This is a genomic window from Halobacterium salinarum DSM 3754 (genome assembly GCF_008124605.1).
Lineage (GTDB): Archaea > Halobacteriota > Halobacteria > Halobacteriales > Halobacteriaceae > Halobacterium > Halobacterium salinarum.
The window spans coordinates 129536-142173 of record NZ_VRYN01000001.1; the positions used below are offsets into that span (position 1 = coordinate 129536).

A 12638-nucleotide genomic window follows, 5' to 3' on the forward strand; every position below is an offset into this window, starting at 1 on the left:
TCGCTACGTCGCGGCGAACAAAAGCGTGTTCGTCACACGCGGGCGGCTACTGCTGTGTCAGCACTCGCTCCAGCCACACGATTCACACGTCTTGCAGCCCTCGCTGTAGTACAGCGTCATCGCCCCACACTCGGGGCACTCCGGGCTCTCGCCGGCGTCGATCAGCGACTGGGTCGCGTCCTGGGACTGCTGCTGTGCGTCGGCGCTCTCGCCGGCACCGGTCGGTCCCTGGGGACCGCCCAGCGACTCGGCAGCGCCGCCGTCGGTCTCGTGGTGGGCGGCGTCGTCGGCGTCGATCTCGGTGAGGTGTTGTTGCTGGGGGTAGGCCGCACGGTCGACGTCGCCGTTGAGGTACCGCCGCAGCGCCGTTCCGAAGGCGTCGGGGATGGAGTTGACCTGTTCGCCTTTGTCCCAGGCCACTTTCGGCGACCGGATCCCTTGGAGTTTGTCCGCGATCTCGTCGGGGTCGACGCCGGACCGCAGCGCCACGGAAATGGTCTTCGCCAGCGCCTCGGTGAACGAGCCGGTGAAGCCACCGGAGTTGCCCGTGTTCGCGAACAGCTCGAAGGGGCGTTCGCGCTCGGGGTTCTCGTTGATGGTGACGTAGAGCTTCCCGTACCCGGTGTCGACGCGCTGCGTGACGCCGTGCAGGAGGTCCGGCCGGGGCTGCTTCTCGGCGAAGTCCTCCTCGTCGAAGGCGGCGTCGTCGCCGGTCGCGAACAGCTCGCGGAGGTCCGCGCCGAACGCGTCCTGGATGTCGTCGTTCTCCAGGAAGCCCTCGATGCCGCCGAACGTCTCCTGGATGGTGTCGACCATCGCGGCGGCGGCCTCCTCTTCGTCCAGCCCGGAGAACTCGGTGTTGTCCGCGCGCGTCGTCAACACCTGCTTGCTGCGGGTGCCGTCGCGGTAGACGGTGACGCCTTTCCCGCCGTTGTCGTAGATGTAGCGGTACACCTCGTCCATGTCCTCGACGGAGGCGTCGTTCGGGAAGTTACACGTCTTCGAGATGGCCGAGTCGACGCCGTTCTGGCAGGCGGTCTGGACGGCCGCGTGGTCCTTCCCGGAGAGGTCGCTGGTGACCACGAACAGCTCACCGATGGCGTCGGGCACCGTCGTCAGCCCGTCGACGCCGTCGAAGTCGTTGTTCGCCATCTGCGTTTGGGCCTCCTCTTTGACGGCCTGTACGTCGATGTCGTTGTCCTCCAGGGTGCGCAGGAAGTAGTCGTCGAACTCCACGAGCATCTCGTCGCCCTGCACGTCGTCGCTGACGTTCTTGTAGTAGGCGACGTTGTAGATGGGCTCACAGCCACCGGTGGTGTTGCCCACCATCGAGGTGGTGCCGGTGGGCGCGATGGTCGTCGTGTTGTGGTTGCGGATCGGGTAGCCGTCCGCCCAGTCGGCGGCGTCCTCGCCGGTGTGGTGTTCGAACCAGTCGGCGTACTCCGTGGGGGCCGCGAACTTGGAGTTGTCCCACTCGTCGAAGCTCCCGCGCTCCAAGGCGAGCTCGTGGCTCGCGGTCTTGGAGTCGTGGTTGATCGTCTGCATCAGCTGGCTGGCGATCTCGTTGCCCTCCTCGCTGCCGTACTTCACGCCGAGTTGGATGTACAGCTGGGCCAGCCCCATGACGCCCAGGCCGATCTTCCGCATCTCCGAGACCTTCTGCTCGATCTCCGGGACGGGGAAGTCGGACATCGTGACGACGTTCTCCAGGAACCGCGTGCCCATCTCGATGCGGCGCTGGAAGGCGTCGGTGTCCATGGCCTCGTCGAGGAACCGACTGACGCCCGCTTCGAGCGTGTCGAAGTCGTGGGTCTGGCTCCAGACCCGCCAGTCGGGGGCGTCCTGGGCGGCGAGCGTCGAGAGGTTGATGTGCCCGAGGTTGCAGGCCTCGTACTCTTCGAGGGGCTGCTCGCCGCAGGGGTTGGTCGCGAGGATGCGGTGGTCGGGGTGCTCCTCGACGTCGAAGGAGTGCTCGTCGTTGACGCGTTCGAGGTAGATCACGCCGGGTTCGCCGTTCTCGTGGGCACCCTCAACGATGCGGCTCCAGAGCTCCTCGGCGGGCAGCGTGAGTTCCTCGCCGGGCGTGACGTAGTGGCCCAGCCCGTACCGGGAGTACATCTCCTTGGTCTCTTCGGTGGCGATGTGGGCCTCGCCCGTGCGCGGGTTCGTGAACGTGTACTCCTCGCCGGCCTCAAGCGCCTCCATGAAGCCGTCGGTGACGCCCACCGAGATGTTGAAATTCGAGAGGTGCCCCTCGACGGCGTTCCGGAGGTGTTCGGGGACGCGGCCGTCCTCGTCGATGAGGTCGCGGGCCTCTTCGAGGGCCTCCGAGAACTCGGTGTACGTGTAGTCGTCGGGGTCGTTGAGCTTCAGCGTCTGGGCCAGCGAGACGTCCTTGTTCTTGGCGTGGATGAACTCCACGACGTCGGGGTGGCTGACGCGCATAACGGCCATCTGTGCGCCCCGCCGCGCGCCGCCCTGCGCGATGGTTTCGCACATCTGGTCGAACGTCTCCATGAACGTCAGGGGCCCCGAGGCGATGCCGCCGGTGGAGCCGACGGTGTCGCCGTACGGCCGGAGCTGCCAGAACGCGTACCCCATGCCGCCGCCGGACTGGAAGACCTCGGCGGCCTCCTTGGCGGTCTGGTGGATGTCCGTGATGTCGTCGTCCGGCGAGTCGACGAAACACGCCGACAGCTGCTGGAGCTCGTCGCCGGCGTTCATCAGCGTCGGCGAGTTCGGCATGAACGACAGCGACGCCATCAGATCCTGGAACTCCGCGGCGACGCCCTCAACGTGCTCGCGCACCTCGGGATCGTCGAGTTCCGGAACGACCGTGTCGTAGGCGAACTTGTTGATGTTGCTGTCGGTGAGCTCGACGGTCGCCGTCTCGCTGTCGGGATCGACGTCGGACCCGAACACCTCGGCGGCGAGTTCATCGCGGCGTGGGTGGTCGGGTTTGAGCTGGCTGGGCGTGGCCGTGACTGGGTCGTCTGACTCGAAGACGACCTCCGCGAGCGCGATGTTCTTCGCGACGCGCTCGAAGAGGTCCTCCTGGGATTCGACGTGCTCGCCGTCGGTGTCTTTCCGGAGATACCGCGCCGGGAGGATGTTGTGGTAGGCGTTCGCAGTGAGCCGGTCTTCGAGGCTGTCACCGGTGACACGCTTGACCGGCAGGGTGAGATCGTCCGCGGAGAGGTCCTCGGAGCTCATTGGCTATCACGCTGAACAACAGTCGGTGTTGTAGTGGATTCGGAATTCATGTATGACTGATCGTCGGGTTCGGGAACGACACACTGGTAGCCGGCACAGGGGGTTAGTAGTTGTGTTCTTTCGGCACCCCTGGCCGGGCCGCGTGCGCCACCCACTGCGGCGTGTCTCTGGCGTACGACGGGGCGGCCTATGAAGCCTCCCCAACCGGAGTGAAAGTGGTCGGTGTGTGCACCCACGAATCGGGTGACGGGACCACCCTTTCAGTTTCAACATCCACTCGAACGAAAGGGGTGTTCCCACAGACTTACGCCGACCCAGGTCGTGGCCCCCGGTATGTCCACTCCACTGTTGGCGCTGGCCGGGGTCACGAACTCGCCCTTAGGAACAGCGCTGCTGGCGTTGGGTGCGATGGCTGCCCTGGTGTTCATCGGACGGCTGCTGTTGAGTATCGCGTGGAAGCTGGTCGCCGCGGCGACAGTCGTCGTCGCCGGGCTCTGGGTGGTTTCGGTCCTCCTGTAGGCGTGTCAGTGAGCCGCGGCGGCGTCCAGGAAGTTCCCGATGACGTCGTGGCCCACGCCGGTGAGCACCGACTCCGGGTGGAACTGCACGCACGCCAGGGGGTGGTCGCGGTGGCGGATCGCCATCGGGAGCGACCCATCACGGGTCGTCGCCGTCACCGCGAAGCACGAGGGGATCGACGTGCAGACCAGGGAGTGGTATCGCGCCGCGGGAAAGTCCTGCTGGATGTCCGCGAAGATCCCCGTCTCATCGTGGGAGACGGGCGTCGTCTTGCCGTGCATCGGCTCGGCGGCGCGCCCGACGGTGCCGCCGTATTCGTGGACGGCGGCCTCCATGCCGAGACAGACGCCGAGCGTCGGCACGCGCGGGCTGACCGCGCGCAACACGTCGGTCGTCACGCCCACGTCGCGGGGCGTATCGGGGTGGCCCGGGCCGGGGCTGATGACGACAGCGTCGGGGTCGGCGGCCCGCACGGCGGCCAGCGACGCGGTGTTTTTCAGGACCGTCACGTCGGGGGCGTGGTCGTCGCGGGGCTGCGCGGAGAGGTACTCCACGAGGTTGTACGTGAACGAGTCGTAGTTGTCCACGACCACGACGTTCATCGGTGCACCGCCTCCCCGTCGTCGGTCGTCCGGAGTCGGTCCACGGCCGCGAGCACGCCGTCCATTTTCGCCTCGGTCTCCTCGTACTCGGCGTCCGGGTCGCTGTCGGCGACGACGCCCGCACCGGCCCGGACGGTGAGCGTGTCCTCGTCGCCGGTGTGGGTGATCGTCCCGGATCGGATGGTGATCGCGAGCTCCGCGTCACCGGTCCAGGAGAAATACCCCACGCCGCCGCCGTAGATGCCCCGCGGTGTGGCTTCGATGGCGTCGATGTGCTCCATGGCGCGGACCTTCGGCGCGCCCGAGAGGGTGCCCGCCGGGAACGCCGCGCGGGTCGCGTCGAAGGCGTCGGCGTCGGCGGCCAGCGTCCCGGTGACCGTGGATTCGATGTGCTGGACGTGGCTGTACTTCAGCACGCGCATGAACTCGGGCACCGAGACGGTGCCGGGCGCGCTCACGCGGCGCACGTCGTTGCGCGCGAGATCCACGAGCATCGTGTGTTCGGCGCGTTCCTTCTCGTCGGCGAGCATCTCCCCGGCGAGGCGGCGGTCCGCCACCGGGCTGGCGCCGCGCTGGCAGGTGCCCGCGATCGGGTTCGTGACGACGGTGTCGTCGTGGACCGCGACCAGCGTCTCCGGGCTGGCACCCACGACCGTGTGGTCCCCGTGCGCGAGCAGGAACATGTACGGCGAGGGGTTGACCGCGCGCAGCGCGTCGTAGAGCGCCCGCGGGTCGATGTCACCGTCAAGCTCGCGCGTGCGTGAAACCACCGCCTGATACACTTCGCCGTCCCGGACCGCGGTCGCGGCGGTCTCGACGGCGTCGGTGTAGGCGTCGCGGTCGCCGGCGCGCTCGGTGGTCACCTCGATGCCGGCGGTGGCGGGCGCGGTCGCGTCCCGAAGCACGGCCTGCACGCGCTTGGCTTCGGCTTCGAGGGCGTCGTAGACGTCCGTGGCGGTGTCCGCGTCGGCGACCGGCGTGCACACGAGCGAGACGGAGTCGGTGGCGCGGTCGAACACGAGCGTGCGCGTGGTCACGGCGAACTCCGCGTCCGGCAGCGGCGTCGGCGGACGCTCGACGCCGACCTCGTCGAGCCAGAGGTCGTAGACGGCGTCGTAGGCGAGGAACCCGACCAGGCCGCCATCGAGCAGCTGGCGGTCCTCGGTGGGGATGTTGCGGCGCGGGACCGCGGGCATCACCGACCGGAGGCGGTCAAGCACATCTCCGGTGGCGTGGTCGGGGGCGTCCAGCAGGTCGGTGATGGGGTCGTCGCGCAGCCGCGTGATCGTCGTGTCGTCGGGGTCGACGGTGACGACGGCCGCGGGGTCGTAGCCCACGAACGAGTAGCGGGCGTGGCGGGTCTCTTCGGTGGTCGTGTCGGGGGTAAACGCCCCGTCGGGGTCGCTGGCGGGGGTCTTTTCGGCGCTCTCAAGCAGGAAGGCGTGGTCGTCGGCGTCGGCAACGAGCGCGTCGTACGCCGTCAGCGGTGCCACGTCGATATCGAGGTCGGCGGCGACGCGCACGATCGCGGGGCCATCGTCGGCGAGTGCGGTGAACGTCTCGCGGTCGGTTTCGATCATGTGAGGGTGGGGTCGGGCGTGGCTGTGGCGCGCGCGACGAACGCCGAGACGGCCGCGTGGTCTTTCTCGCCGGGACGCGCCTCGACGCCGGAGGCGACATCCACGGCGAACGGGTCGACGGTGTCGACCGCGTCGGCGACGTTCGCTGGGGTGAGTCCGCCGGCGAGCACGACCGGCGTGTCGACACGGTCGGCGAACGCGCGGGTTGCGGCCCAGTCGTGTGTGCGGCCGGTGCCGCCGCCGGCACCGGCGTCGTCCGTCGGCGGGGAGTCGACGAGCAACGCGTCGACGACGTCGGCGTAGCGGGCGGCCGACTGGTCGCCCGCGGTGACCGCTTTGATCACCGGGCACGGCGTGTTCGCGGCGACGTACGCCGCGTCGCCGACTGGCAGATCGCCGTGCAACTGGACGGCGTCGGGCGCGACCGTCCGCACGAGGTCGACCGCGTGCTCGGGGGTGGCCGGCATCGTGACCAGGACACTGGTGACGAACGGTGGGGTGGCGGCGCGCAGCGCGGTGGCCGTCTCAACGCTGACCTCGCGGGGCGTCTCGACGGGGACGTCGGCGATGATGCCGACCGCGTCCGCGCCGGCTGCGACGGCCGCGGCGTGGTCGCGCTCGGTGGTCAGCCCGCAGACTTTCACGCGAGTCATTGCTGCACCGCGTGGGCGTCGGTGAGCGCGGCGAGCGTGTCCGCGGCGGCCCCGGAGTCGATGGCGGCGGCGGCGCGGTCGGCACCGGCCGCGAGCGAGTCAGCGCCACCCCCGACGTAGATGGCTGCGCCCGCGTTCGCCACGACGATGTCGCGTTTGGGGCCGGTGAGCTCGCCGGTGACGATGCCCCGGAGGTCGGCCGCGTTGGCCTCGGGGCCGCCGCCGGCGACAGCGTCGATCGGGGCCTCCGCGAGCCCGAACGTCGACGGCGAGACGGTGGTGGTGGTGACGGTGTCGCCGTCGACTTCCGCGACCGTGGAGTCGCCGTGGAGCGCGAACTCGTCGAGGCCAGCGCCGTGAACGACGAGCGCGCGGTCGACGGCCATGCGCGAGAGCGCACGCGCGAGCACGGGGACGAGGGCCGGGTCGTAGACGCCGACGACCTGGGCGTCCGCGCGGGCGGGGTTGGTGAGCGGGCCGAGGAGGTTGAAGATCGTGCGAACCCCGAGGTCACGCCGTGGGCCGATGACGGCCTCCATGCCGGGGTGGAACGCCGGTGCGTGCATGTAGCCGATGCCGTCGGTCTCGATGCGGGCTTCGACGGCGGCGGGGTCGGTGGCCAACTCGACGCCCAGGGCGTCGAGCACGTCGGAGCTGCCCGACGCCGAGGAGACGGAGTAGTTGCCGTGTTTGGCGGTCGGGATGCCCGCGCCGGCGGCGACCAGCGCGGCGGTCGTGGAGACGTTGATGGTGTCGTAGTCGTCGCCGCCAGTGCCACACGTGTCGACCAGCGGGGTGCAGTCGGGCGCGACGGTGATGGCGGCGTCGCGCATGCCTTGCGCGAAGCCGGCGATTTCGGCTTCCGTTTCGCCTTTCGCGCGCAGCGCGCCGAGCAGCGCGCCGATCTCGGCGTCGGTGGCGTCCTCGAACAGCGTCGTGACGGCGTCGCGGGCGGCGTCAAGCGAGAGGTCCTCGCCGGCCGCGACGCGCTCGATGTATTCCTGCATTGTGGTCACCAATGAACGATGTTGGGTTGTAGTGTACAAGACTGTACGCTAACTTAAGCGTGTCGTGGGGAACGGTACCGTGATCGCTCGGGGGGAGGACACCACGACGGAGCCCACGGCCGTCGTGCCTTCTGCGATTCGAAACCTTCAACTGTACCCCCGGGCTACGAAGGAATGCAGCGAGATGACGCGAGGGTTGGTGGTCTAGTCAGGCTATGACACCTCCTTGACATGGAGGAGGTCGGCGGTTCAAATCCGCCCCAACCCATTCACGCCGCGTTCGTTTCTCAAGGAATTGACCCCCGAGCCGCGCAGGGGTTCTGTCTAACTGTCGTTCTCAATTGAACCGCAGAACTGCTTTCCACACCCCATCACAGAACCGTGTGGCGATTCACTTTCAAGGACACGCTCCAACTCGTAGAATTTATCGGTTATTTCAACTGTAGGAACCTCTCCTTGCAGGTGTCGTTTTCGGAAGTGATGATATTGGTCGTTATACCAGGCGTTCCGAAAGAAGCGAATGGATGCATAGAGAGTGCTGATCATGTACGTGTTTAGCCCCAGTGAATTTCGGCACTGTCTCGTAGCAGGCGACCAATCGGGGAGATATGCACCCTCAGCAAGGGCTAATTGAACTTCTTCAGGGATGGTCTCCGCTCGGAGACCATCCCGGTGACCCTGCTGAGGTAACGCTGAGGTGGTCATAGTGGATAGGGATGACCTCAGCAAAGACGAACTTCTCTCACGGTTTCTCCAAATGGAAGAGCGAATCGACGAGTTGGAGGAGAAACTCGAGCAGAAGGACGAACGAATCGAAGAACTCGAAACACGTCTTCGCAAATACGAGAATCCACATACACCGCCGAGTAAGCGACGGTCGGGGACTGACGAGTCCCCGACCTCTCAAGACGACGAAGACGACGATGTCCGAACTGACGGCGGCACCCCCGGACGAAAAGACGGTCACGACCCGGAGTGGCGTTCTACAACTGATCCCGACGAAGAAATCGAAGTCACCTGTGACTGTTGTCCTGAGTGTGGCGACCACTTCGACGAGTCGGTGGGCGTCAGCCCCCGACTCGTCGAGGAGATCCCTGATCCGCAGCCCCCAGAAATCACCCGGTACAACCGCCACTACTACCAGTGCGATTCCTGTGGAACAGAGACAGTTGCGGCTCACCCCGACTGCCCCGATGAGGGGCAGTTCGGGGTGAACGTCATCGCTCAATCAGCTCTGTCACGGTACGATCACCGCCTTCCCTACCGGAAAATCGCTGACCGCTTCGAGCAACTGCATGAACTCGAACTCTCGGGTGCATCCGCGTGGCACGCGACCGAGCGCGCTGCGCGCGCCGGTCGCTGTGAGTACGAGCAGATCCGTCGAGAGATCCAAGATGCCGACGTGGTCCACATCGACGAAACAGGCATCAAACGTGACGGTGAGCAGGCGTGGATTTGGACGTTCAAGACCGCTCAGCATACGTTATACGCGGTGAGAGAGAGTCGCGGGAGTGATGTTCCCGCGGAAGTCCTCGGCGAGGACTTCGCGGGAACGGTCATCTGTGACGGGTGGACGGCGTACCCAGCTTTCAGCAGCAACCTCCAGCGGTGTTGGGCGCATATTCTTCGAGAGGCTGAAGACGCCGCCGAAAAGCAGGCAGAAGGTGAACCGATCTACCACGCTCTCAGACAGGTGTACGTCGCTCTCCAGGCCCGGCTGGAGAGCGACCCAAGTCCTCGTGAGAGAGCAGACCTCCAGCGTGTGGCGCGAAGAGAGCTTGAATCGCTGATTGAACGGTCAGTACCCGACGGACCAGTGGCAACACTGCTCGGGAAGATCGAAGGAGGTCTTGACCACTGGCTCACCTTCGTCGGTGAGCCAGCGGTCTCTCCGACAAACAATGCCGCAGAGAACGCGCTTCGTGAGCCAGTAGTTCTCCGGAAAATCATCGGAACGCTCCGCAATGACCGAGGAATGTTCGTTCACGAGACGGTCTTGTCCCTGCTGGCGACGTGGCGCCAGCAGGGACGCAATCCATACGAAGAGCTTCGTCGAGTCGTCAGCAGCAATGAGATGCTCTCACGGGCTCACGCTGTGCCGGCTGTCGAGACCTCGGGGTAAACACGTACCTGATCATAATACAACACAGAACTCCGTATCTCGGTTGTCCCACGAGTATGTGTGCTTAGCGTAACGTACCGAGTGGATACCCTATCGAGCCGGAAAGATTGAAACCGCCTCTATGAAGTAAACCAACTGGGTTGAAGAATTTCTCACTAACCGCGAGCAGATATAGGACAACTCAGCGTGCGAAATTTCCGGATGACCGTCAGCTTTCATCGAGTTATCCCAATATGGAAGAACCGTTGAAAAGTATGTTCGCAAAACCAGCGTGGAAGCAATAGCGCCTACCAATAGACCCCAATTGGTTTAATCTCGAACTCCACATCATCCTTTTTCTGCATATGGCCTTCCTCTCCAGTTATGATGTCCCAGAGAAGTTTGGCTTTCTCATCACTATCCATATCAACATTCAGTTCATCCAACACCTGTTCTAACTCTTCACGAGCTTCTGTGTACTCCTCAAACTCTGCACTTGGCGACATCCCGTCCGAAGTGAGTGATGTAAGATCGGAGCCGCCAAGTGTATGACCTCGACCCTCCAGGCCTTCTCGCAGATCAGACAGCATTTCTTCAAGGCTCTTCTCAACATCAATTGATATCTGCGACTTACCGCCCTCTTTCTCCAAGTTTAGGAGGGTAGTTTTCAACGCAATGTTCACTTGTTTCGCTTGATCCGGGAAGTGCTCTTCCAGGACTCGCGTAAGTCTGAGAGGGTTCCAGTCCACTTTATCTGTAATCACTCGACCGTATATCGTAAACTCGGTATCCTCTGAAAATACCGTTAGTGGGTCGTCCCACAGGGAATCCCTGTTGAGATACGCAACCATGGAAATCGGGTTGCCTTGTTCGACGGAATCAAGATTCTGAATATGTTCAACACGGTCCTCGTAAATCCTGTAGTTGACCGCTTCAACCGTTACTGGAATCTGATTACCGTATAATGAAGAGAGGAACCCGGAAATAGCTTCAAATTCCTCATTGGAGATGTCCTCAACAGAGTCTCCCAGTCCTTCCATGTCTTCAAATGTATCTACTAAATATTCGATGATTTTGAATATCCGGTACGATTTGGCTACGTTTACACAACCATCTAATTTGATTATTTCCCTTCTCTGAATGTCTTCACGATCAATCCCGTCTTCAGAAGGGAGAAGAAGTTGGTTCCTGCGGGATTCATAGAGTTCGTCAAACCGAGATTGAATTACTGACCTCTGGATGGTTTCAGATCCACTTCTTTCCAGTGTTTCCGACTCATTGACTCGGTTGTACCCCGTTCCTTTGACCGAGAGTCCCTTTTTACTCTTCCCCAGCTCCCGGTTTACTGACTCTGAACGAGTGATGAGACTCTCAGTAATCTCTCCCTCCAAAGAAGCAAGCAAACTCACAACGCTGGTTTCATCAAGATAAACAAACTCCCGTAAGTGGTCATTTTCTACTTCCTCCTCCTCCTCAGAAAATCTCGATTTTATCCAATCAATCAATCCCATATTACTCACCAGCCCCTTTGATAGCCCGAAAGAGGTCATCTTGCGTTACAAGATCCCCCTCTCGCCTTATCGATATCGTGACAGCACGGCTAATAACGCCTGATAGGTCAGCTCCCGTCCATCCATCAGTAGATTCAGCAAACAATTGTAGGTCAACTGACTCTCCGAAGTCAACGTCTTTTGTGATCTTTTCTATGATCTCCATTCTCTCGGTTTGAGTGGGCTTCGAGAACTTGATTTTTCGGTCAAAGCGTCCTGGACGGATGATTGCAGAATCGACTTCATTGAGGGCGTTGGTCGCGCCAATCACGACAACATCATTCAACGGTTCAAACCCATCTAGTTCAGTGAGAAGCTGAGCAACTATTTTTCGCTGAAATTGTTTTGTATCACCGCGGTCAGGGGCAATACTGTCTACTTCATCAATGAAAATGATTGCACGCTTTTTCTTCTTTGCATTAGAAAATATTTCTCTAATTATATCTTCCGTCTCCCCATACCATTTGCTTATTATTTCGGGCCCGTTGACAAGATAGATGCTGGAACCGGTTTCCTTTGCTACAGCCTTCGCAAGCAGAGTCTTTCCAGTTCCCGGTGGCCCGTGGAAAAGGATTCCCGTATCCGGTTCAACTCCGTGTTTGTTGAATCTATTTGTTTCCTTATCTGACTCTCGAAGTGGAATCTCCACCACATCTTTCACTTCCTCTATCGTGTCTGTTAATCCGCCCACATCATCATACCCTGAATCTACCTCGCTAATCTCCTCAGGGTCTTTTAGATACGCTTTTGATCGATTCTGTTCTCCAAACCGATCTTCTATCCCTTTCGGAGCGATTACTTCATCAGAAATCGTTGCCGTGACCTTGCCTCCGTATATCTTAACTGTCGCACCTTCCTCTGGATTCTCAGCGTCGAGAGATTCACATACCTCAACTCGACCATTTCGCTCAACAAGATATTCGTTTCCGCCAATCGCCTCCCGAATGACCCCAACGGAGGGCGATGCTCGGCCAACCTCTTCCACCGCCACTCTTCCGCCTTTATCGATCCAAACTTCCACAAGATCTCCAACAGATCTATCGCCCTCAGTATTGTCTTCTATTGTGACCGCCTGGCCGTCTATTAGAACATCTAATGTGCCTTCAGAGGAGTTTGTCGATCTAACAGTTGCAAAATGAACATCCATGATGAGGTTCTCGTAGGTGGATATATTTGGGAGGAATGCGTGAAGTAGTTTAGCATCCTATAGCTATCGAAGTGATAAACTCATGCTCTGCACGAAGGGATATGCGAATCTAACTCCCCGCTATCATACAACTCAATCATACCGGAAGAGAACACTTTACTCCCGAATGGTCCGACCCCCCTATGCAGCCCTACTCTGGTAGTTCTCGCCGTCCCGTTCTCACACACGGCCATCAGGGGAAGTCGTCGCGGAGATCATCGCAAGCA

9 protein-coding genes and 1 tRNA gene are annotated in these 12638 nt (G+C 61.9%); 3 read left to right on the forward strand and 7 right to left on the reverse strand.

Features of this window, described 5'->3' with window-relative positions; genetic code table 11:
- Window positions 1-57 precede the first annotated feature (57 nt).
- Window positions 58-3213 (reverse strand): adenosylcobalamin-dependent ribonucleoside-diphosphate reductase, encoded by a 3156-nt coding sequence (locus tag APQ99_RS00655; protein WP_010903197.1) that lies wholly within the window; start codon window positions 3211-3213, stop codon window positions 58-60.
- Between the two features lie 333 nt (window positions 3214-3546).
- Here APQ99_RS00655 and APQ99_RS00660 point away from each other — a divergent pair, with 333 nt between their 5' ends.
- On the forward strand, window positions 3547-3732 hold the full coding sequence (locus tag APQ99_RS00660; protein ID WP_010903198.1) for a hypothetical protein: 186 nt from the start codon (window positions 3547-3549) through the stop codon (window positions 3730-3732).
- 5 nt (window positions 3733-3737) lie between these two features.
- Here the strand turns inward: APQ99_RS00660 and trpG are convergent, their stop codons facing one another.
- The 4 genes from trpG to trpD are packed head-to-tail and all read right to left on the reverse strand — an operon-like array spanning window position 3738 to window position 7574.
- Complete coding sequence (gene trpG / locus APQ99_RS00665; RefSeq protein ID WP_010903199.1) at window positions 3738-4334, reverse strand: anthranilate synthase component II; 597 nt, start codon at window positions 4332-4334, stop codon at window positions 3738-3740.
- Window positions 4331-5914, reverse strand: coding sequence for an anthranilate synthase component I (trpE, locus tag APQ99_RS00670; RefSeq protein ID WP_010903200.1), 1584 nt, complete (start codon window positions 5912-5914; stop codon window positions 4331-4333). The genes trpG and trpE overlap by 4 nt, the downstream gene beginning before the upstream one ends.
- Window positions 5911-6567 (reverse strand): phosphoribosylanthranilate isomerase, encoded by a 657-nt coding sequence (locus tag APQ99_RS00675; RefSeq protein ID WP_010903201.1) that lies wholly within the window; start codon window positions 6565-6567, stop codon window positions 5911-5913. The genes trpE and APQ99_RS00675 overlap by 4 nt, the downstream gene beginning before the upstream one ends.
- Window positions 6564-7574: an anthranilate phosphoribosyltransferase gene (trpD, locus tag APQ99_RS00680; RefSeq protein WP_010903202.1), complete on the reverse strand. Its 1011-nt coding sequence runs from the start codon at window positions 7572-7574 to the stop codon at window positions 6564-6566. Before trpD ends, APQ99_RS00675 begins: the two co-directional genes overlap by 4 nt.
- Before the next feature lie 193 nt (window positions 7575-7767).
- Here trpD and APQ99_RS00685 point away from each other — a divergent pair.
- Both APQ99_RS00685 and APQ99_RS00690 read left to right on the forward strand, forming a co-directional pair.
- Window positions 7768-7842 (forward strand) — tRNA-Val (locus tag APQ99_RS00685).
- A gap of 489 nt (window positions 7843-8331) precedes the next feature.
- Window positions 8332-9696: an IS66-like element ISH10 family transposase gene (locus APQ99_RS00690; RefSeq protein WP_010890436.1), complete on the forward strand. Its 1365-nt coding sequence runs from the start codon at window positions 8332-8334 to the stop codon at window positions 9694-9696.
- A gap of 287 nt (window positions 9697-9983) precedes the next feature.
- Here the strand turns inward: APQ99_RS00690 and APQ99_RS00695 are convergent, their stop codons facing one another.
- Both APQ99_RS00695 and APQ99_RS00700 read right to left on the reverse strand, forming a co-directional pair.
- The gene (locus APQ99_RS00695) at window positions 9984-11186 is read right to left on the reverse strand and encodes a DUF6414 family protein (protein ID WP_012289367.1); all 1203 of its coding nucleotides are present in this window, start codon (window positions 11184-11186) and stop codon (window positions 9984-9986) included.
- 1 nt (window position 11187) lies between these two features.
- Window positions 11188-12372, reverse strand: coding sequence for an ATP-binding protein (locus APQ99_RS00700; RefSeq protein ID WP_010903205.1), 1185 nt, complete (start codon window positions 12370-12372; stop codon window positions 11188-11190).
- Window positions 12373-12638: the final 266 nt, after the last annotated feature.

What these genes read in the sequence shown, in the direction of transcription:
- trpG (WP_010903199.1), bottom strand. Translation starts at nt 4,334, where the DNA reads ATGAACGTCGTGGTCGTGGACAACTACGACTCGTTCACGTACAACCTC.
- APQ99_RS00660 (WP_010903198.1), top strand. Translation starts at nt 3,547, where the DNA reads ATGTCCACTCCACTGTTGGCGCTGGCCGGGGTCACGAACTCGCCCTTA.
- APQ99_RS00695 (WP_012289367.1), bottom strand. Translation starts at nt 11,186, where the DNA reads ATGGGATTGATTGATTGGATAAAATCGAGATTTTCTGAGGAGGAGGAG.
- trpE (WP_010903200.1), bottom strand. Translation starts at nt 5,914, where the DNA reads ATGATCGAAACCGACCGCGAGACGTTCACCGCACTCGCCGACGATGGC.
- APQ99_RS00700 (WP_010903205.1), bottom strand. Translation starts at nt 12,372, where the DNA reads ATGGATGTTCATTTTGCAACTGTTAGATCGACAAACTCCTCTGAAGGC.
- APQ99_RS00675 (WP_010903201.1), bottom strand. Translation starts at nt 6,567, where the DNA reads ATGACTCGCGTGAAAGTCTGCGGGCTGACCACCGAGCGCGACCACGCC.
- APQ99_RS00655 (WP_010903197.1), bottom strand. Translation starts at nt 3,213, where the DNA reads ATGAGCTCCGAGGACCTCTCCGCGGACGATCTCACCCTGCCGGTCAAG.
- trpD (WP_010903202.1), bottom strand. Translation starts at nt 7,574, where the DNA reads ATGCAGGAATACATCGAGCGCGTCGCGGCCGGCGAGGACCTCTCGCTT.
- APQ99_RS00690 (WP_010890436.1), top strand. Translation starts at nt 8,332, where the DNA reads ATGGAAGAGCGAATCGACGAGTTGGAGGAGAAACTCGAGCAGAAGGAC.